Source organism: Rhizobium sp. P38BS-XIX (assembly GCF_012641435.1).
In the GTDB taxonomy this organism is placed as follows: Bacteria; Pseudomonadota; Alphaproteobacteria; order Rhizobiales; family Rhizobiaceae; genus Rhizobium.
This window is the reverse complement of record NZ_JABAIJ010000007.1, coordinates 129,459-149,193: the sequence shown is the minus strand read 5'-3', so window position 1 is coordinate 149,193 and position 19,735 is coordinate 129,459. Positions and strand designations below refer to the sequence as shown.

General features: G+C 59.3%; 19 protein-coding genes. 8 read left to right on the top strand and 11 right to left on the bottom strand.

Annotation, left to right across the window (positions count from 1 at the left end):
• Positions 1-137: 137 nt before the first annotated feature.
• The 3 genes from HGP17_RS22345 to HGP17_RS22335 all read right to left on the bottom strand — a co-directional run bounded on the left by HGP17_RS22345 (position 138) and on the right by HGP17_RS22335 (position 4,943).
• Positions 138-893, bottom strand: coding sequence for a hypothetical protein (locus HGP17_RS22345; protein ID WP_168812656.1), 756 nt, complete (start codon positions 891-893; stop codon positions 138-140).
• Between the two features lie 408 nt (positions 894-1,301).
• On the bottom strand, positions 1,302-3,605 hold the full coding sequence (locus HGP17_RS22340) for an EAL domain-containing protein (protein ID WP_168812655.1): 2,304 nt from the start codon (positions 3,603-3,605) through the stop codon (positions 1,302-1,304).
• 231 nt (positions 3,606-3,836) lie between these two features.
• A complete protein-coding gene (locus tag HGP17_RS22335; protein ID WP_168812654.1) occupies positions 3,837-4,943 on the bottom strand; it encodes a TRAP transporter substrate-binding protein in 1,107 nt (368 codons plus the stop codon).
• A gap of 294 nt (positions 4,944-5,237) precedes the next feature.
• Between HGP17_RS22335 and HGP17_RS22330 the strand changes: the two genes are divergently transcribed.
• Positions 5,238-6,008, top strand: coding sequence for a gamma-glutamyl-gamma-aminobutyrate hydrolase family protein (locus tag HGP17_RS22330; protein ID WP_168812653.1), 771 nt, complete (start codon positions 5,238-5,240; stop codon positions 6,006-6,008).
• Positions 6,009-6,055: 47 nt separating this feature from the next.
• Here HGP17_RS22330 and HGP17_RS22325 read toward each other — a convergent pair whose 3' ends face one another.
• From HGP17_RS22325 to HGP17_RS22315, 3 genes are all read right to left on the bottom strand, one after another.
• Positions 6,056-7,024: a 2-hydroxyacid dehydrogenase gene (locus tag HGP17_RS22325; RefSeq protein ID WP_168812652.1), complete on the bottom strand. Its 969-nt coding sequence runs from the start codon at positions 7,022-7,024 to the stop codon at positions 6,056-6,058.
• Between the two features lie 33 nt (positions 7,025-7,057).
• On the bottom strand, positions 7,058-8,080 hold the full coding sequence (locus tag HGP17_RS22320) for a LacI family DNA-binding transcriptional regulator (RefSeq protein WP_168812651.1): 1,023 nt from the start codon (positions 8,078-8,080) through the stop codon (positions 7,058-7,060).
• Positions 8,081-8,200: 120 nt separating this feature from the next.
• A complete protein-coding gene (locus tag HGP17_RS22315) occupies positions 8,201-8,713 on the bottom strand; it encodes a MarR family winged helix-turn-helix transcriptional regulator (RefSeq protein WP_168812650.1) in 513 nt (170 codons plus the stop codon).
• Between the two features lie 86 nt (positions 8,714-8,799).
• Between HGP17_RS22315 and HGP17_RS22310 the strand changes: the two genes are divergently transcribed.
• The 4 genes from HGP17_RS22310 (at position 8,800) to cysE (ending at position 12,676) form a co-directional block, all read left to right on the top strand.
• Positions 8,800-9,591: a creatininase family protein gene (locus HGP17_RS22310; protein WP_168812649.1), complete on the top strand. Its 792-nt coding sequence runs from the start codon at positions 8,800-8,802 to the stop codon at positions 9,589-9,591.
• Positions 9,592-9,730: 139 nt separating this feature from the next.
• Positions 9,731-10,855, top strand: coding sequence for a GTP-binding protein (locus HGP17_RS22305; RefSeq protein WP_168812648.1), 1,125 nt, complete (start codon positions 9,731-9,733; stop codon positions 10,853-10,855).
• Positions 10,855-11,844, top strand: a complete 990-nt coding sequence (locus HGP17_RS22300; RefSeq protein ID WP_168812647.1) for a WD40 repeat domain-containing protein — start codon at positions 10,855-10,857, stop codon at positions 11,842-11,844. Before HGP17_RS22305 ends, HGP17_RS22300 begins: the two co-directional genes overlap by 1 nt.
• Positions 11,845-11,860: 16 nt before the next feature.
• Positions 11,861-12,676, top strand: a complete 816-nt coding sequence (gene cysE / locus HGP17_RS22295; RefSeq protein ID WP_168812646.1) for a serine O-acetyltransferase — start codon at positions 11,861-11,863, stop codon at positions 12,674-12,676.
• Positions 12,677-12,726: 50 nt separating this feature from the next.
• On the opposite strand, the gene HGP17_RS22290 is transcribed toward cysE, so the two are convergent.
• The gene (locus HGP17_RS22290; protein ID WP_168812645.1) at positions 12,727-13,317 is read right to left on the bottom strand and encodes an N-acetyltransferase; all 591 of its coding nucleotides are present in this window, start codon (positions 13,315-13,317) and stop codon (positions 12,727-12,729) included.
• Positions 13,318-13,411: 94 nt separating this feature from the next.
• The gene (gene odc2 / locus HGP17_RS22285) at positions 13,412-14,545 is read right to left on the bottom strand and encodes an ornithine/lysine decarboxylase (protein WP_168812644.1); all 1,134 of its coding nucleotides are present in this window, start codon (positions 14,543-14,545) and stop codon (positions 13,412-13,414) included.
• A gap of 528 nt (positions 14,546-15,073) precedes the next feature.
• On the opposite strand from odc2, the gene HGP17_RS22280 reads away from it, so the two are divergent.
• Genes HGP17_RS22280 through HGP17_RS22270 form a run of 3 tightly spaced genes read left to right on the top strand, consistent with a single transcriptional unit; the run spans position 15,074 to position 17,815 of the window.
• Positions 15,074-15,967: a LysR family transcriptional regulator gene (locus HGP17_RS22280; RefSeq protein ID WP_168812643.1), complete on the top strand. Its 894-nt coding sequence runs from the start codon at positions 15,074-15,076 to the stop codon at positions 15,965-15,967.
• Positions 15,968-16,022: 55 nt separating this feature from the next.
• Positions 16,023-16,706 carry a DUF1007 family protein gene (locus HGP17_RS22275; RefSeq protein WP_168812642.1) on the top strand — a complete coding sequence of 228 codons (684 nt, stop codon included), beginning with the start codon at positions 16,023-16,025 and terminating at the stop codon, positions 16,704-16,706.
• Entirely contained in the window at positions 16,700-17,815 is a 1,116-nt protein-coding gene (locus HGP17_RS22270) for a nickel/cobalt transporter (RefSeq protein WP_168812641.1), read from the top strand. Before HGP17_RS22275 ends, HGP17_RS22270 begins: the two co-directional genes overlap by 7 nt.
• 7 nt (positions 17,816-17,822) lie before the next feature.
• On the opposite strand, the gene HGP17_RS22265 is transcribed toward HGP17_RS22270, so the two are convergent.
• From HGP17_RS22265 to HGP17_RS22255, 3 genes are all read right to left on the bottom strand, one after another.
• Positions 17,823-18,038 carry a hypothetical protein gene (locus tag HGP17_RS22265; RefSeq protein ID WP_205926085.1) on the bottom strand — a complete coding sequence of 72 codons (216 nt, stop codon included), beginning with the start codon at positions 18,036-18,038 and terminating at the stop codon, positions 17,823-17,825.
• Positions 18,039-18,219: 181 nt separating this feature from the next.
• A complete protein-coding gene (locus tag HGP17_RS22260) occupies positions 18,220-18,933 on the bottom strand; it encodes a tellurite resistance TerB family protein (protein ID WP_168812639.1) in 714 nt (237 codons plus the stop codon).
• A gap of 130 nt (positions 18,934-19,063) precedes the next feature.
• The gene (locus tag HGP17_RS22255; protein ID WP_168812638.1) at positions 19,064-19,702 is read right to left on the bottom strand and encodes a 2-dehydro-3-deoxy-phosphogluconate aldolase; all 639 of its coding nucleotides are present in this window, start codon (positions 19,700-19,702) and stop codon (positions 19,064-19,066) included.
• Positions 19,703-19,735 lie beyond the last annotated feature (33 nt).

The window sequence follows — 19,735 nt, the reverse complement described above, 5'->3', positions numbered from 1 at the left end:
GCAGACCAGCGGCGGGAGTTCGTCCTCAAAAGCCGCGGCATCCGATCCGGATATGCCGCAGCCAAACTTCCTCTACCGAGGGGTTACACAAAGCGAGGAAAAATGCAATGCACGACAAGGTCGCACCGGCGCGCAACCTAGCCGAACTCCCCGCGAATCTCGCGCCGACCACCGCTGGCCAGCCTTGCGGTCGGCAAAATGGTCAACGGAGCCGAACCGGTCTGTTCGCCGCGGGCAAACATCATGCGCCGTTCGTATGGCTCGGAATCGAAGAACGGATAGCGCTCCATCAGCTTGCCGCGGATTTCTTTCGAGCGGGACGCCAATAGCGTCAACTCGAAGCCATAGGTCTTGGTCATGCGCGGCGGCACCACGACGTCGGCATAAAAGACCCGCTTGTAGAAAGCGGCATGGGCCGGACGAATATGCTGCATCACCCGATCCGTATTGAAATAGATCGCACCGACGATCGCCGGTCGCAGCGTGAGATAAGGCAAGGCCGGCAATTCCAGCTCGAGATCCGGATCAACCGCAAAGCGCGCCGGGTCGATCAATGTCATGCCGGCATCGAGAAAGGCGTGAATCTCATCCGGAAAGATACCTGTCGACTGGCACACCCGATGGTCCGGCGTCACATGGTGTATCCGCACCGTGCTGACCAGCTCTTCATAATAATAGACCCCAAAGACATAGGCCTGCCTGTCGAAGTCGATGTCATCGATAAGGTTCTTGGCCGCCACGGGCAGCACGGAGCGCGCCTTGTAGGCCTTGTAGCGTAGCCGCGCGACATCCTCCATGTCCTCGCTGCTCTCGATCCGGCGATATTCTACGTGATCGAGCACCTCCATCAGCTTGCCGGCAAAGCTGTTTTTCAAAGCACCCACATGATTCATGGTTAACGTTCCGTTAATTTCAACGGAACACTAATGGTATTAACGAAAGTGCCGATCAATCTTTGTTTTGCTTTTTGTTAACTAATCGTTCACTAAGGTTAATTTTTCTAGCGAATACCGGTATAATTTTTGAAGTTTCGAAAGTGCTCAACACTTGGTCTCCGAGAAGACGTAAACGCGGCTCCGGCAATCTTGCCGGCTGAACGCAGACGAGACAGCACCGCCATCCGCTCAACGCGGCGGCTTATCCAAATCAATTGATGAATTTGAAGACGTTTTGTGAGGCGCGGCTAGAGCCATTCCAGGAAAAGTGCGCAGCGGTTTTCCGTCCGGAATTGCGCGAGAACAAAGAGATAGAGCGGTTCGGGGATTCCGTGAAAAGCTGAACCGCTCTAAAGCCGGCGGCTGTCAGGCGACGTGGTCCTGCCGCAGTCCCGCCTGCCGGCGGTTTAGATTGTCGATCATGCCGACGACCTGCTCCCGGGATACGGGAGCGGAGAAAACATAGCCCTGTATAATGTCGGCCAGGTTCTTTTCCACGACAAGCGCGAGCTGCTCGAGCGTCTCGACGCCTTCGATCACGATGTGCAGGCTGAGCGCCCGCGAGAGATCGACGATGCCGCACAGCAGCTTGAAACGACGGCTGTCCGTCGTGATGTCCCGCACGAACGAGCGATCGATCTTGACGACATCGACCGGCAACGTATCGAGATAGCTGAGGCTGGAAAAGCCGGTGCCGAAATCGTCGATCGCGATCGTGATGCCCTTGGTGCGCAAATCGGCAAGAATGGAGCGCACCGTCGCCACTTCATCCATCAGGCAGCTTTCGGTGACTTCCAGATGGAGCCGCGACGGCTCCAGGCCCGAAGCCTCCAGCGCATCCATGACGACCTTGACGATATCGGCGCTGCGCAGATCCTGCGCAGACAGATTGACCGAAACGGCAACCGACGCGGGCCACGCCGCGCAATCGCGGCAAGCCTGGTTGATCATGAAGCGGGTAATGCCACTGACGATGCCCATCTCTTCGGCAATCTGGACGAAGATATTGGGCGGAATGGATCCTTTTTCCGGATGAATCCAGCGTGCGAGCGCCTCGCAGCAATCGATGCGCGCTCCGTCTGGTGTGAACATCGGCTGGTAGACGGCCTGCAGATTGCCGGCTTCGACCGCCTCGCGCAGGTCATCCTTCAGTTTCTGGCGCTCGACATAGCGCGCGTCCATTTCCTGCTCGAAGGCGCTGCAGCCGCCCTTCATGCGCGACTTCGTATCGAAGAGCGAGAGATCGACCTTGATCTGCCACTCTTCCGGGCGGAACTCGCGGCTCGACATGGTGACGTAACCGGCGCTGAACGAGATTCTGAAGCTGTTACCATCAACCTCGTACAAACCGGCCATCGCCGCATGCAGCGCGCGTATACGGTCGTTGATATCCGGCTCATGGCCGTCATTCGGGAAAAACAGCACGAACTGATCGCCGACAAGACGTGCGGCGAGCGCGGTGGTTCCAGCAGCTTCCTTCAGCCTATCGGCGATCGCCACGAGCAACCGATCCCCGGTGACATGGCCCTTGGTATCGTTGACGTGCTTGAAATCATCGACATCGAGCACCAGAATTCCGATCTGGCTTTCGCGCGTGCGGGCTGCAAGCTTCTCCTTGACCAGCTCGACGAAGTATTCGCGGTTCGGCAAGCCGGTGAGCGGATCGTAGCGCACCATATGAAGGATCTTGCGCTCGGCGCGGATACGCACGGTCACATCTTCGAAAATCAGGATGACGACGCCATCGGCGCGGCGGCTGGCGGAAAACTCCAGAAACTGATCCTCGTTGAACTGAATCAGTGTGCGAGAAAGCGTGCCGCTGACAAGCTGCGCCATCTGCCGCTGAATAAGCCCCGGCAGCGAACCATCGATGAAAGCGTTGCGCGCGCCATAGCGCAACACGACGTCGAATTCGCAATCCTTGAGCTGCTCCTGATGCGAAAAATTCAGCAGTTCGCAAGCCTTGCGGTTGACCACGAGGATGCGGTTGTTCGCATCGAGCATGAACAGGCCATGCGTCATATTGTTGAGCGCAGTGTCGAATCGATCCGCGATCTGCGAGATTTCGCGTGATGCGATGACGTTTTTATAGAGAAATTCGCGCACGCCATTCGCCATCGCACGCGTCGTCAGCCCGAACGGGATCAGCATGATGGAGACAACGGCCTTATAGAGCTGCTGCGACATCAGGCAGGCGATGATGATCGGCAGGCAGCAGGCGAGTGTCTGCAGATCGATCGCCTTCTGGGAACCGTAGTTACGACCGACGATGGACACCATGGATGCCATCGTTACCGCGATGCAGATGAACTCCGCCAGCGGATCCTGCACCATGAGGATGGCGTAACCGCTACCGATGCCGAGGATCGAGGCGGTTGCCGCCGCACCGATCACATAGCGTGTCTCCCAATGAGCGATGTCCGCGCGGTTGAACCCGTGCTTGTCCGCCATGTCGAAAAGCCGGAATGAATACATTCTCAGGGCAAAGACGACGGCGAAAGCCAGACAGAGGGCGAGATAGATATTCGCGCGCGTGCTCAGAAAAACGATGACATACGTCAGGATATGAACAGCCACACCCGTAAAAAGCGTTTTACGGTTTCCGAAAAGCGAACTGACGAACGACAGATAAACATCTGTCGGTACCGTGTCCGGGCTTGGAGGCTTCATTCAGAGTTCCCCTGATGCGGCGGAGACCCTAGTGTAAACGTTTTAAAAATTGATTGCTCAATTAGCACGCATCCCGACAGATTTTCCAATTATGTCGGTGACTTACGTCGAATTTAGGTCGCAAAACGCATCGTATTCGTGCAATGACTGCAAGTCAATTCTACCAGCAATATAGTATCCAGCCCGCTAACCAACGCAACCAAACATCAGGAAAATCTTATAAGTACTGTTTCAGAGCTTCCCGGCTCGTTGCTGAATCATCATGAACGTATCAAATGTATACTCGGAGAGCTGCATCCACAGGTAGGCGTCCTTCTTGTAGGCAACCTGATCTTCGTAGATGCGCTTGAAGTAATCATTGGATTTGGACAGGTCCGTATAGAGTTTGCCGGCCGCCTGAAAACACGCCTCCATGATTTCCTGACTGAACGGCCTCAGTGTCACGCCCTGTTGGCTGATATCCTTCAGCGCCTGAGGATTTTTCACGTCGTACTTCGCCAGCATGTTGGTATTGGCGAAAGCGCAGGCGTCGCTGAGGATCGTCTGATAATTCTTCGGCAGCGCATTCCACTTGTCCAGATTGAAGAAGGCATGCACCACGGCGCCGCCCTCCCACCAGCCCGGATAATAATAATATTTGGCGATCTTCTGCAGACCGAGCTTCAGGTCGTCATAAGGGCCGACCCATTCGACCGCGTCGACCACACCCTTGTCCAGCGCATCATAGACCCCGTTCGCAGCGACATCCTGCTGCGGCACCACGCCAATCTTCTCGATCACCGTCCCGGCAAGCCCGGCGATGCGCATCTTTACGCCCTTAAGATCGTCGAGCGTATTGATTTCCTTGCGGAACCAGCCGCCCATCTGCGCGCCGGTATTGCCGGCAGGCAGGCCGAATATGCCCTGCGTGGCATAGAACTCATTCATCAGCTTGTTGCCGTTACCCTGGTAGAACCAGGCATTGCTCAGCCGGGCATTCAGGCCGAAGGGCAGCGTCGTGCCGATGGCGTAAGTGGGATCCTTGTCCGAAAAATAATAGGAACAGGTGTGCGCGGCATCAACCGTACCGGCGCTGACGGCATCGGCGGCCTGAGCGGCCGGCACGATTTCGCCTGCCTCGTAGGTCTGGATGACAAAATTGCCGTTCGTTGCGTCCGAGACGCGTGAGGCTATATCCTCAGCGCCGCCATAGATCGTATCCAGGCTCTTCGGGAAAGACGAGGTCATCTTCCAGGTAATCTTCGGCGATTCCTGCGCAAGAGCCGGGCTTGCAAGCGCGGAAGCGGCAGCACCCGCGCCAACGGCCCCTGCCCGCCTGATAAAGGAACGGCGATCCATCGAATTCTCCCACAAGGACGGCTTTGCTGGGAAGCGGCGCGCTTCCCCACTGGCGCTAGCGATGGAGCTAACCACGCCGCACACGGTCTTTCAAGTTTGCTCTTGCATCGCATTATGGCGATTCCTGTACATCCGCGTGACGAGCGGAAACAAACCCCGGTGTGAAACCACTCCGCGTTGCCGGATGGGCCCGATTCGCGTAGATTGAGGGTAGGCACAAATCGCCCTCGGATTGACATCTTCGTCATCCAGGGATCCCAGCGACCAGCAGTTTTGCACCTTCCGGAGCCTCGAATGTCCAGACCGATCATCGCAATCCCCGCCGACGTCCGCGAGTTCGACGGCACGAGCTGGCATGCGGTGCAGCTGCAATATGTCCGCGCCGCCGTGAAGGCCGCGGGGCTGTTGGCGTTGATCGTGCCGGCACTCGAAGAAGACAACGATGCCGATGCCATCCTCGACCGTGTCGACGGATTGCTCGTTTCCGGCTCGGCCTCCAACGTTCACCCGTCTCTCTACGGTAAGGACGCGCGCGACAGCGACGGTCCCTTCGATCCGGCGCGCGACGCGACCTCCCTGCCGCTCATCCGTCGCGCCATCGACCGCGCCATCCCGATGCTCGCCATCTGCCGTGGCATTCAGGAACTCAATGTTGCGCTTGGAGGAACGCTCGCCAGTGAAATCCAGGACCAGCCGGGCATATGGGATCACCGCAAGCCGGCCAATGTCGATCGCGACACGATGTATTCGATCCGCCAGAGCGTCTTCGTCAAGGAAGGTTCCTGTATCGCCCGCGTCGTCGGCCCGGGAGAGGTGCGCGTCAACTCGCTGCACCGCCAGGCGATCGCCGATACCGCACCGAGGCTGCAGGTGGAGGCATTGGCCGAGGACGGGACGATCGAGGCCGTTTCCGTGATCGGCGCAAAAGCTTTTGCCGTCGGCGTGCAATGGCATCCGGAATACTGGGCAGAAACGGATTCGCCGTCACGCAAGCTGTTCGTCGCTTTCGGCGAAGCCGTGCGTGATTATGCGTCCGGAAAAGAGCGGCTCGAGGCCGCTCAATAGGCTATCGGTGCTTTTCCGTAGAAGATCCGCCGGCCAATGACCGTTGCTCAGCCGCGCGGCTTCACCGGCGTTTCCGGCACGGGCGTCACCGGACGGCCCTTGGCGAACCACTCGATGATATTGTCGGAGACGAGATCGGCCATCGCGTCGCGCGTCGGCATCGATGCGGATGCGACGTGCGGCAGCAACGAAACGTTGGGCAGCGAAAGGTAGCCCGCCGGGACATTGGGCTCGTCATAGAAGACGTCCAGGCCGGCAGCTCCCAGCGTGCCATTGCCAAGCGCGGCGATCAAGGCATCGTCATCGACGGACCAGCCACGACCGACATTGATGAAAACTCCCTTCGGTCCGAGCGCCGACAGGATTTCCGCATTGATGACTTTGTGGGTCTCGGCCGTTTTCGGCACGATGGAAATCAGCGTGTCCACCGACTGCGCCATCTCCTTGAGCGTCGGATAGTAATCGTAAGGCAGGGAATCGCGGGGAGAGCGTGTGTGGTATCCGATCTTGACCTTGAACGGCTCCAGACGCCTTGCGATCTCAAGGCCGATGCGGCCGAGACCATAGATGCCGACTCGACGGCCCTTCATTGAAAACGGCGAGAGCGGAAACGAGCCATCCTTGGCCCAGCGTCCGTCGCGCAGCCAGCTTTCCGCCTTCGGAAACTGCCGCAACGTATTCAGCAGCAACGCAATCGCCGTATCCGCGACCTCATCGTTCAGAACATCCGGCGTGTTGGTGACGACAATGCCTTTGGAAGCGGCATGTTTCACGTCGATGCCGTCATAGCCGACACCGAAATTCGCAATCACTTCCAGATGAGGGAACGCATCGATCCATTCGGTATTGAAACCGCCCGCAACGGCAACGCCGCGGATGCGCGCCGCAGTCTCCGCATCGACCTTCGGGCCGCCATCGCGATCGAGGGAAACGACATCGAACTGCTTTTCGAGCCTTTCCAGAACACGCGGATGTATCTTCCCCGGAACGAGGACTGCAATGCGGTTGTCGGACATAGATCTTTCCTCTTGAGATAAGGTTCGGCGTGACTACAGGCGCGCCTTGTACGGCGCCGTCGATTGGCGGATGCGCATTTCCGGCTTGATAAGATGAATACCATCCGGCTCATGGCTTCCCGCCAGCCTATCCAAAAGCGCGCGCGCTGCAAGCCTTCCAACCTCGGCCTGACCGTTCCAGACCGTGGTTAGCGCCGGCGTCGCGATCGCCGCCTCTTCCAGATCGTCATAGCCGGTGACCGAAATGTCGCGCCCTGGCACGAGCCCGGCGCGGGAAATGCCGTTCATCAGACCGATGGCGACCAGATCGTTCCAGCAAACGGCGGCCGTCGGCTTCTGCGGCAACGACAGGAAATGCACCGCCGCCTCAAAGCCACCCTGCTTGGAGCGTGCACCGGGAATGCGCAATTCGGGATCGACCTCGATCCCCGCCTTGCGCAGCGCGTTGACATAGCCCTGATAACGATCGCGACCGGTCGACGTCTGGTCCGTGCCGCCGATCATCGCAATGGTGCGGTGCCCAAGGCTGATGAGGTGGTTGGTGGCCAGCGAGATGCCGTAGCTGTCGTCGCCTCGAAACGTTGGCAGATCCAGAGCCTCGATCTGTCGCGCCACAAGGATGGCCGGCATGCCGTTTTCTTCCGCGAGTTCGAAATCCTCCGGCGGCGTTCCGATCGCCGGCGACATAATCACGCCGTCACCGCCAAGTTGCAGCAGCGTCTCGATGAAGGTTCTCTGCTTCTCGACCGAATCGTAGTGATTGGAAAGAATGAAGGTATGGCGGCTGCGGTCGAGTTCGCTCTCGATCGCCTTCAGAATTTCCCCGTAGAAGGGGTTCATGATGTCGTGCACGACGACACCGATGATGCCCGACCGCGATGTTCTCAAACTGGCGGCGCGGCGATTGTAGATATAACCCAGCGCGCGCGCCTGATCCTTGATCTTCTCGCGCGTATTGATCGCGACGAGCGGGCTGTCGCGTAAGGCCAGAGATACGGTTGCCGTTGAAATACCGAGCGTTTCCGCAATAGTCGAAAGCTTAATCTTTTGCGCCACGCGCACCCTCCCCGTGAAACGCAGCCGTAAACATATTCCGTTCGTGTTATGAATCCGGAATTTAAAATATTTAATTAAAAGCTTTAATCACGTCGCGCAACACGAATTCTTTGAGGAATCTCAGATTTCCTCATCATCCTCTTCGTCATCGCCGGCCTGCAGATTGCTCTCGATCGTCTTGAGCAAGCGCACGAGCGAACGAATGTCTTTTTCGGAGAAGCCGCGCGTCGCCAATTCATCGCAACTGGCGGCCGAACTTTCGATTTCGCTGACGCTGTTGCGTCCCGCCTCGGTGAGATAAACCTTGGTCAGGCGGGCATCTTCCGCATCCGGACGGCGCTCGACGAAGCCCTGGGCTTCCATGCGTCCGATCGTGCGGGTCATCGTCGGCGCCTTGACGCCGAGCTTCTGCGCCAGAGAACCGGCGGGAAGGCCGTCGGTTGCCGCCAGGGCGAGAATGACACCATCCTGCCCGGCATACAGGCCGCTCGCCGTCAGGCTGCGGGTCATCACCGTGCGCATCGATCGGGCCGCCTGGGTCAATGCCGGCGACAGATCGGCAAGCGTGTAGTCACGGTGATCCTTCTTCTTACCTGACTTACTTTTCTTCCCGACCTTGTTCTTCTTACCCATCGTGATTCCGTTGACCTTTTCGCCGATGCGCCATCACGCTATGACATTGCGCAGGTTATTGACATAAACAAGAGGCACACCCTCAGATGGCGCATCCTTTGCCATGTTTCGATGACAATGATGAAACATTGACGACTAACGACCGCAAAGAATGGATTGTGGTGCTGCCACTTGGCGCCTATGAGCAACACGGTCCGCATTTGCCGTTCGAAACCGATACGCTGATCGCCGAGGGAATCGTTTCACGCCTCAAGGTTGCTTTGCCTGCGAACCTCCCGGTCACGTTTCTCGCGGCGGAGCCGGTCGGCTACTCCATCGAGCATATCGATATCGCCGGCTCGAAAACCCTGGCTTTCGACGAGGCTGTTCATCGCTGGCTCGGCATTGCCGAAAGGTTGAATGGGCTCGGCATCCGCAAATTCGTGATGCTCAACGCCCACGGCGGCAACTCGCCGCTCATGACCATCGTCGCCACGGAGGCGCGCGTGCGCTTCAACATGCTGGCCGTCGCGACCAGCTGGACCCGATTTGGCGTGCCGGACGGGGTGATCGCGCCCGACGACAAGGCCATCGACATTCACGGCGGCGATATCGAGACATCGGTCATGCTCGCTCTTCATCCCGACAAGGTGGACATGTCGAAGGCGGCACATTTCCCCTCGCGCCAATCCGACTTCATCAAGAGTTTCAGGCATCTGCGCGCCTATGGCCCGCATGCCTTCGGCTGGAAGATGTCGGATCTCAGCGCGCAAGGCGTCGCCGGCAATGCGAGCGCTGCAACGGCGGAAAAGGGCGAGAAACTGATCGCGCATTCGGTCAAAGGCCTCGTCGAGCTCCTCGAAGATGTCGACAAATACGATCCGGCGACCCTTGACTGACCATCGATCGTTTTGGCCAGCTGCAAACCAATGTGATCTTATAACATATAAAAGCCTTTGAACTGGCGTCGCCAACTCCTTATATGAAACGCGAAACTTGTCCGCTCCCCGGGGCAACCTTCCTTATTTCGAGGCTCCCATGACCGAAACAGCCACGCAAAAGCCCACTCCCGTCACCGTTCTCACCGGCTACCTCGGCGCCGGCAAAACGACGCTGCTCAATCGCATTCTCTCTGAAAACCACGGCAAGAAATACGCCGTCATCGTCAACGAATTCGGCGAGATCGGCATCGACAACGACCTGATCGTCGAGTCGGACGAAGAAATCTACGAAATGAACAACGGTTGCGTCTGCTGCACCGTTCGCGGCGACCTGATCCGCGTCGTCGAAGGCCTGATGCGCCGCCCCGGCCGCTTTGACGGCATCATCGTCGAAACCACCGGCTTGGCCGATCCGGTTCCCGTCGCCCAGACCTTCTTCATGGATGACGATGTCCGCGCCAAGACCGAACTTGACGCCGTGGTCGCGCTCGTCGACGCCAAGCATCTGCCGCTGCGCCTCAAGGACAGCCGTGAAGCCGAAGACCAGATCGCCTTTGCCGATGTCGTCGTCATCAACAAGACCGATCTCGTCTCGCCGGAAGAACTGGCCCAGATCGAGGACGTCGTCCGCGCCATCAACCCGGCTGCGCGCATCTACAAGACCACCCGTTCCGGTGTCGATCTCGCTCGCGTGCTGAACCAGGGCGCCTTCAATCTGGAACGTGCCCTCGAAAACGATCCGCACTTCCTCGAGCATGGCCACGAGGATCATGTCTGCGGTCCGGATTGCGATCATCATCATCACGACCATGATCACGATCACCACCACCATCATCATGACCACGATCATGATCATCACCACCATGACCACGATCATCACGGTCACGACCACCATCATCATGCGCCGTCGCCAATCCATGACGTCACCGTTCAGTCGGTTTCGCTGCGTGGCGGCGAGATGAATGCCGAGCGCTTCTTCCCCTGGATCCAGAAGGTCACGCAGACCCAAGGGCCGAATATCCTGCGCCTCAAGGGCATCATCGCCTTCAAGGACGATCCAGAGCGCTACGTCGTTCAAGGTGTTCACATGATCATCGAAGGCGATCATCAGCGCCCCTGGAAGGACGGCGAAAAGCATGAGAGCCGCCTTGTATTCATCGGCCGCGAACTGGACCGCGAAAAGCTGGAAGCAAGCTTCAAGGCGTGCGAGGCGTCTGCCTGATGCCGACTGTTGCTCCGCTTGATATCGACGGCCATGTTCTGGCCGTCGAATTTTTAGGTGATACCCCCTTCTTCGCCAGCGCCGCCGGCGCCGTTCATCGCCTCGAAGGCGGCGAGAAGATCACCGAAGCCCACAAGGGAATGCTGACCTGCATCCGCGACCCCTATAGCGAGAGCCTGATTTCGGGCGGCGAGGACGGCAAGGTGCTGCGGATTGCAGCCGACGGCAGCGCGACGACGCTTGCCGAAGCACCCCGCAAATGGATCAGCCAGCTTGCCGCCGGTCCGCAGGGCGCCGTCGCCTATTCCTATGGCAAGAGCACCTTCGTGCGTCTTGCCGACGGCACGACGAAGGAGTTTGTCGAGGAGCGCACGGTCGAAGGCATCGGCTTCGCGCCCAAGGGCCTGCGGATCGCCGTCGCCCGCTATAACGGCGTGTCGCTGCATTGGGTCGGCATGAGCGCCCAGCCCATCAACCTCGAATGGAAAGGCGCCCATACGAGCGTCACCTTCTCGCCGGACGGCCAGTTCATCGTGACGACCATGCAGGAAAACGCCCTGCACGGCTGGAAGCTGGACACCAAACCGGGCGCCGAAGCCAGACACATGCGCATGACCGGCTATCCCGCCAAGGTGAAATCGCTCTCCTGGTCCAACAAGGGCAAGTGGCTCGCCTCTTCGGGCGCCCCGGCAGCAATCGTCTGGCCCTTCCAGGGCAAGGATGGACCGATGGGCAAGGCGCCGCTCGAACTCGGCTCGCGCGCCAATATCATGGCGACCTCGGTCAAGTTCCATCCCGCCGAGGATATCCTCGCCATCGGCTTCATCGACGGCATGATCCTCGCGGTCCGCTTGGGCGATGCCAAGGAAGCGCTTCTGCGCCGCCCCGGCAAGGGTGCGATCACCTCGATGAGCTGGAGCAAGTCCGGCAAGCTGCTTGCCTTCGCCTCAGAAACCGGCGATTGCGGCGTCGTCGACGTCTCCGGTTAATTAGAAAGACAGGACCATGTCTCAGTCAGGACCGGCGGTTGCCGAGAATGTCCCTGCTCCAGCTGAAAACGTCTGGGACGTGATCCGTTGCGAAGCTGCCGAACTGGCGACCCGCGAAGCGACGCTCGCGCCGCTGCTGCGGGCGCAGCTGCTCGCCGGCGGCTCCGACGCCGAAAGCCTTGCCAGCATATTGGCTGCACGGCTCTGCGTCGTCAGGATCGAGCATGGCGACATGCTGTCGCTGCTGTCGGACGTGCTGACACGATATCCCGCAATCCTTCAAGCGACGGAAGCGGATCTCGTCGCGGTGCGAACCCGCGACCCCGCCTGCACCACTTATCTGCATGCGCTGCTGAACCTGAAGGGTTTTCACGCCCTGCAGACGCATCGCATTGCCCATGCGCTCTGGGCCGAAGGCCGCACGGAGATCGCCAGCTGGCTCTCCAACCTTGTTTCGCTGGTCTTCGGGCCGGATATTCATCCGGCTGCCAGGATCGGCACTTCGATCATGCTCGACCACGGCTCGGGCATCGTCATCGGCGAAACCGCCGTCATCGAGGATGAAGTGTCGATCCTGCAGAACGTCACGCTCGGCGGCACCGGCAAGGAAAGCGGCGACCGGCATCCAAAGATCCGCCACGGCGTCATGATCGGTGCCGGTGCCAAAATCCTCGGCAACATCGAAATCGGCGCCTTCAGCAAGGTTGCCGCCGGCAGCGTCGTGGTGAAGCCCGTTCCACCGCATTGCACCGTCGCCGGCGTCCCGGCCACTGTGGTCCGCATCCATCGTGCCGATGAAATCCCAGCTGAAACGATGGATCAGAACATCTAATCTATGAAATGAGAAAGGCCTTCGCCCGAAAGGCGAAGGCTTGATGTGTCTCAGGCAGCCTTTGAGACCGACGGCTGAGCCAGCTTGCGACCGCTGGCAACGATCATGCCCACGGCACTGTCGAGCCAGCCTTCCTTGAGCTCGAGCGCGAGAAAGCGATCGCGCTGGAACGGGCCCGGCATGACGAGATGGCGGGTCTTGGAAGCAAAGAAGCCGAAGCGCTCATAGTAAGGCGCATCGCCGACGAGCAGGATTGCACCGTGGTCGCGCTTCTTGGCTTCCATGATGGCGGCGCGCATCAGCGCCGAGCCGATGCCCTTGCCTTCATAGGCGGGATCGATCGCGAGCGGACCGAGCAACAAAGCATCGACGGGCCGCGTTTCGCGATCAACACCGGCTTCGACGTTCCACAGGCGAACCGTGCCGATAACGTGGCCGGCACGATCGCGCGCGACCAACGCCAGACCTTCGGCGGGAACGCGACCGGTGCGGAGCTTCTCCGACGATTTCTTGCGGCGCTGAGGCCCCATGGCGCGATCCAGCAGATTTTCGCGCGCGACGACATCGCCTGCATTTTCCAGGTCGAGGGTGAAAGTGGACGGCGCAAAGAATGCGCGGACAGAATCAAGAACAGCGGCCATCTCGGCCTCCCGTGCCCAATACCGTTATCAGCGGTGGTGACGAATTATTGTGAGGGTGCCGCCCCGACTGGCTACGGGGGCGGCGATATCGAACTCAGATAATATAAGCCTTCAGGGGGTCGAAACCGTTGAAGGCTACAGCCGAGTAGGTCGTGGTATAGGCGCCGGTGCCTTCGATCAGGACCTCGTCGCCGATGGTGAGCGACACCGGCAGCGGATAGAGGTTCTTCTCATAGAGCACGTCGGCCGAATCGCAGGTCGGGCCGGCAATAACGCAGGGCTCCATCTCGTCACCGTCACGCTCCGTGCGGATCGGATAGCGGATCGCCTCGTCCATGGTTTCGGCGAGACCGCCGAACTTGCCGATGTCGAGGAACACCCAGCGAGCATCGTCATTGTCCGACTTCTTCGAAATCAGAACGACTTCAGCCTTGATCACGCCGGCATTGCCGACCATGCCGCGACCCGGTTCGATGATCGTGTGCGGGATCTGGTTGCCGAAATGAGCACGCAGGGACGCAAAGATCGCCTTGCCATAGGCTTCAGCCGACGGAATGTCGCGCAGATACTTGGTCGGGAAACCGCCGCCCATGTTGACCATCTGCAGGTGAATGCCCTGCTTGGCAAGCGAGACGAAGACGCGCTTGGCATCGGCCAGAGCAGAATCCCAGGCATCGACCTTGGTCATCTGCGAGCCGACGTGGAAAGACACGCCATAGGATTCCAGACCCAGCTGGTGAGCGTAGACGAGAACGTCGACGGCCATCTGCGGGACGCAGCCGAACTTGCGCGACAGCGGCCATTCGGCGCCTTCGCCATCGGTCAGAACGCGGCAGAACACACGGGCGCCGGGAGCGGCACGCGAAATCTTTTCGACTTCCTCATGGCTGTCGACGGCGAAGAGGTTGATACCGTGTGCGTGTGCACGAGCGATATCGCGCTCCTTCTTGATCGTGTTGCCGTAGGAGATGCGGTCGGCGGTCGCGCCGGCATCGAGCGCCATTTCGATTTCGGCGACGGACGCGCAATCGAAGTTGGAGCCGAGGCTTGCGAGCAGGCGCAGCACTTCCGGAGCCGGGTTTGCCTTGACGGCATAATAGATGGCGCTATCCGGCATGGAATGACGGAAGGCATGAAAATTGTCGCGCACGACGTCGAGATCGACCACCAGGCAAGGACCGTCCGGACGTCGGGTAGCGAGGAAATCGCGAATACGTTGCGTGGTCATGTCATTCCCTTTCAAATTCCAAAAGCTCCGGGAAAGACCCAGAGGACAAAGGGCAACGCTCATTCGCTTTGGGACCAGCCGGTGGAGACCCCGGTACCGTGCAAATGCGCGAAGCGCGGATGATGAACGAGTGCCGCAAGCGGCGCTAATTCGCTTTGTCTGCCATGGATTGGAGGGAGTATCCCAACCGCACTTCCGGCAATGAAGGTGTGCCTCTTCAGTATCCCCAGCTGATGGAAAGCCGGGAGAGAACAAAAAGGCCCGCACCGTCGTTGCTTCAGATGTCCTCGCATTTTCCGGTTGGCCGGAATAGCGACTGGAGGGGTTAATTCCAGGTACCTTACCGATTTTCTCACCACATCGAGGATCGGCGGACACCCATGGGCACGTGCGACTTTGGGCTGATCGGGAAATAAGAATATTCGCCGACATAATCAAGAAAATTTTTCGCCCATGCCCCAAAAAAATAATTGAACAAATCAACGCGTTTTGTTCAACATCCGGAAACAGTTAACGGGGGGCTTCGTCGTGGATACTTTAACCCGGATTCGCGCCTTTATCGACGTGGTGGAAGCCGAGGGATTTTCGGCAGCCGCGCGCAAGACCGGGCGCTCCAAGGCGCTGCTGTCCAAATATGTCCGCGAGCTGGAAGACGAGCTCGGCGCCCTGCTCCTCAACCGCACCACCCGTCAGTTTTCCATGACTGAGGCCGGGCATACCTATTATCGCACCGCTTCAGACATCCTGAAGGAGATTGACAACCTTGCCGACCTCGTGCGCGAAAACAACCAGCAGCTCAAGGGACGCCTGCGCATATCGGTGCCCCGCACCTTCGTCGATGCCGATGTCGGGCAGTCGCTGATCGATTTCGCCCGTGAGAATCCGGATCTCGCTCTCGAGATTGCAGCCGACGATCGCTTCGTCGATCTGATCGAAGAGGGCTTCGATGTCGCGGTTCGCATCACCAAGCTGGAAGATTCCGGCATGATCGCCCGCAAAATCTCGGATTTCCGCGTTCATCTCTGCGCCACCGAGGATTTTCTCGAGCGCTATCCGGCGCTGCAGCACCCGACCGACCTGACGCGCGTGCCCTTCATCATCGACAGCAACAACCGCACGCAAGGCAACATTCGCTTCGTCGACGCCGACAGCACCACCTTCAACGTCGCCATCAACGGCACGCTGGAGGTCAACAGCCCGCATGCGACCCTACGCGCGGCTTTGGCCGGGCTCGGCATCGCCGTCGTCCCGGATTTCATCGGCCGCAAGGCGATCGAGAGCGGCCAGCTGCTGACCCTGTTCAACGATTATCTTCCGACCGATCGCGGCATCTATGCGGTCTACCCGCACCGCCGCTACCTTCCTGCCAAGGTCCGTATCTTTGTGGACTACCTGCACAACTGGTTCCGCAAGAACGGCTGAGGCCCGGCCGGTCCCAATTCCGTCTCATTTTCTGACCAGAAATCGAAGTGAATCAATGCTCGCGAAACATATCGGACGCATGAAAAAATCCGCGATTGCCTATGCGCTTGCCCTGACGGGCGGCCTTCTGCTTGCGCCGCCCATCGCATCGGCGCATCCGCATATTTTCGTGGAAGCAAGGCTCGAGGTACTGGCCGGACCGGATGGCAATGTACAGGAGCTGCGCAATGTCTGGCGCTTCGACGAGGTGTTTTCCTCCTCGGTGCTGATGGACTTCGACAAGAACACCAATCTGAAGCTCGATCCGGACGAGCTGAAGGAAGTCGGCAAGACGGTTCGGGATTCGCTGGCCGAATATGATTATTATACGAACCTGACGCTCAACGGCAAAAACATCAAGGTGAATAAGCCCGATGTCATCAATGTCGACTACCGGGACGGTCAGCTTCTAATGTTCTTCGCGGTCAAGCCGTCCGAGCCGATGCCACTGATCAAGGGAAACAAGTTGAGCTTCGGCATTTACGATCCGACGCTCTATACCTCGATCGACTTCCCCACCGACAACGAGCTGGTGACAGAAGGCACTGCCTTCAAAAGCTGCTCGCAGAAGGTGGTTCGCCCCAATCCGGATGAGGTTATTGCCGAAAACAGGTCGACATTGACGGATGCCTTCTTCAACGACCCGACGGGAACGACCATGTCGAAGCTTTTCGCAACGCGGATAGACGTCGAATGCTGATTTCGAAATTAGGAAAGCTCGCGCCGGCCGCCGCACTCGCCATTCTGGCGGTCGCAGGTGTTGCGCATGCCGCAGGGTCTCCGCTTGGCATAGGCACGGCGGAGCCGAGCTTTCAGCCGATGGGCGGACCGCTTGCTCCGATCTTTCTTTACGTGAACTACGAGCAACAGGCCTTTTATAGAGCACTGACGAAATCCATCGAAGCCATGCGTCAGGACCCCTGGCAGCTCTGGACTCTGATCGGCCTTTCCTTCGCATACGGCATCTTTCACGCCGCCGGCCCCGGCCACGGCAAGGCGGTGATTTCTTCCTATATGGTTGCCAACGAGATCGAGCTGAAACGCGGCATCGGCATTTCCTTCGTCTCGGCGCTGATCCAGGGCCTCGTTGCCGTCCTTGTCGTCGGCGCCGCCTATTTCGTGCTGCGCGGCTCGGGCATCACCATGACGATGGCCACCAATGCGATGGAGATCGCCAGCTTCGTCATGGTCATCCTGTTCGGCGGCTGGCTATTGTTCCGCAAGCTGCGTGCCATGCTGCAGAGCCGGGCACAGCGCCGCGAACTTCAGCTTGCGACATCGGCCGGGCCGATCAGCATGTCGCTGTTCGAAGGCGCTGCGACGGGCACGGATTCGGTCAGAGGCTTCTCGCGCAGCAGCTTCTCCGCGATGCCTGCCGCTGATGGCTACCAGTGCTACGATCCCGCCCATTCGAGCGGCGATGGAGCTTATTGCGAAGCATGCGGTCATGCACATCTTCCAGACCCGAAAATGCTGTCGAACGAAAAGTTCAGCGCCCGCGAAGCCTGGTCAGCCATCATCGCCGTTGGTTTGCGCCCCTGCTCCGGTGCGCTGCTGGTCATGACCTTTTCGATGCTGAACGGGCTCTATCTCGGCGGCCTCTTGTCCGTGCTCGCCATGTCGATCGGCACGGCGCTGACCGTTTCGCTGCTCGCCATCATCGCCGTGTTTGCGAAGGGCACAGCCGTTCGATTTACCGGTCAGGGCTCCAGGCTCTCGACATGGGTCAGCAACGGCATCGAGATTTTCGGCGCCGTGCTGGTGATCTTGATGGGGATTATTCTGCTGGGCGCTTCGCTGCAGAACTGACGGCTGCTTAAGAGCCACTGCGCCGCTGGTAACGCGCCCTCAGCCAGAAAACCAGGAAGAAGGCGAGGATGACCAGAACGCCAAAACCGGTGCCGAGCCAGGGCGAAATGCCGCCAAGCCAGACGATGACATTCGGCATCAGATAAAGCAGGGCTGTCGCAACCACCAGAATGATGCCGGCGGCAATGGCCGCCGAGCGGCTGTCGCTTTTCTTGTCCATCAAATCGCCGATCCTCAGCCCGCCGTGAAATCTTCCGGCGAAGGCTTAGGCCAGCCGCCTGCGAAAGGCAACGGGCCTGGAGCGGTTCAGATTTTCGCGGAAGTTCCGAACCGCTCTATCTCTTTATTGTCAGGCCGTTTCGAAGCGAAAAATGCCTCGCCTTTTTCCTGGGTTGCTCAGGCCTTCAAAGTTGGACTTTGGCGCCGGCAACCGTTGCCTCGATATGATCGACCAGCGCATCGGCCAGGCCCAGTCGGCCCGCGAGCAGATCGAGATAGCCGCGCTCGGCCCGGGAATCCGGCTCGATTGCAAGGCGCGAAGCCGTATAGACCTGCACTCGCTGCTCTTCGGTCTGCGCCGCCGCGACAATAGCGTCGAGATCCACGGGATTGGCAAGCTCTCGCTGGAAGAAGGCCTCCGCCTCGGATCCAACGCCAGCCTCCTGCACCTTGCCTAGAATACGCTGACGCTCGGTGTCGTCGATGTGACCGTCGGCACGCGCCGCCGCGATCATCGCCCGCACGAGGGACAGCGTAAAATCGTTGCTGGTCGCGGCCGGTGCAGTGCTGAAGCCGGAATCCGTCGGCGGCGGCAGGAATTGCGGCTGGGCCTGCGGGGCCGATTCCGGCGATGGCTGCGGCTGATTGCCGTCGCGATAATTCTTGTAGGCCTGATAGCCAAGCCCGGCGATGGCGGCAAGGCCGCCGAGCGTCAGGGCGTTTCCGGCGATCTGCCGCCCGGTCTTGGTGCCGAGCAGTACACCCGCGATAGCGCTGGTGGCCATCGGATTGTCTCTGGCCAGATTGATGGCCTGGGTCGCCTTGTCTTTCACAGTTCCTTGCATTCCTGGAACCTGCGACCCCAGGAATTGGTCAAGAAGCTTGCGGGCGTCGATCATGTAGATGGTCCTCCGTCCTTGTGATGGTGAAAAGGAGATAGGAAGCGCAACCGCAAATACCAATCCGCACAATGCAAAAAGGCGCCCGTGTTACCACGAGCGCCTTCAAAAATCGAATTGCGGATATGCCTCAGCCCTTCAGAGCCGCAGCCTCCGAAGCAAGCTTGGTAATCCCTGCCCAGTCACCGGCGGCCACCAGCTCCTTCGGCGCGACCCATGAACCGCCGACGCAGATGACGTTCGGCAAAGACAGGTAATCATGCGCGTTCTTCAACGACACGCCGCCGGTCGGGCAAAATACCGTCCCGGCAAGCGGCGAGGACAAAGCCTTGAGGTAGGCTGCGCCGCCAGCCTGTTCGGCCGGGAAGAACTTCAGCACCGTATAGCCTTCTTCGCGAAGCGCCATGACTTCGCTTGCGGTCGCAGCACCCGGCAGAAGCGGCACATGCGAGGAGCGCGCGGCATCGAGCAGTTCCTGCGTGGCGCCCGGGCTGACGATGAACTTCGAACCAGCTTCGACGGCTGCATCCCAATGCTTGACGTTCAGGATCGTACCGGCACCGACTTCGGCGCCTTCGACCTCTTCCGCCACGGCACGGATCGCATCCAGCGCGCCGGCGGTGCGCAGCGTGATTTCGATCGCCTTCAGACCGCCCGCAACGAGCGCGCGGGCAAGCGGCACGGCCGATTTCGCATCGTCGACGATCAGCACGGGTACGACCGGCTGCAGTTTCAGGATGGAAAGAAGCTTTTCGGTTTTCTCGCCCATGGTCGGAGACTCCCTTTAAAACGATTGAAATCC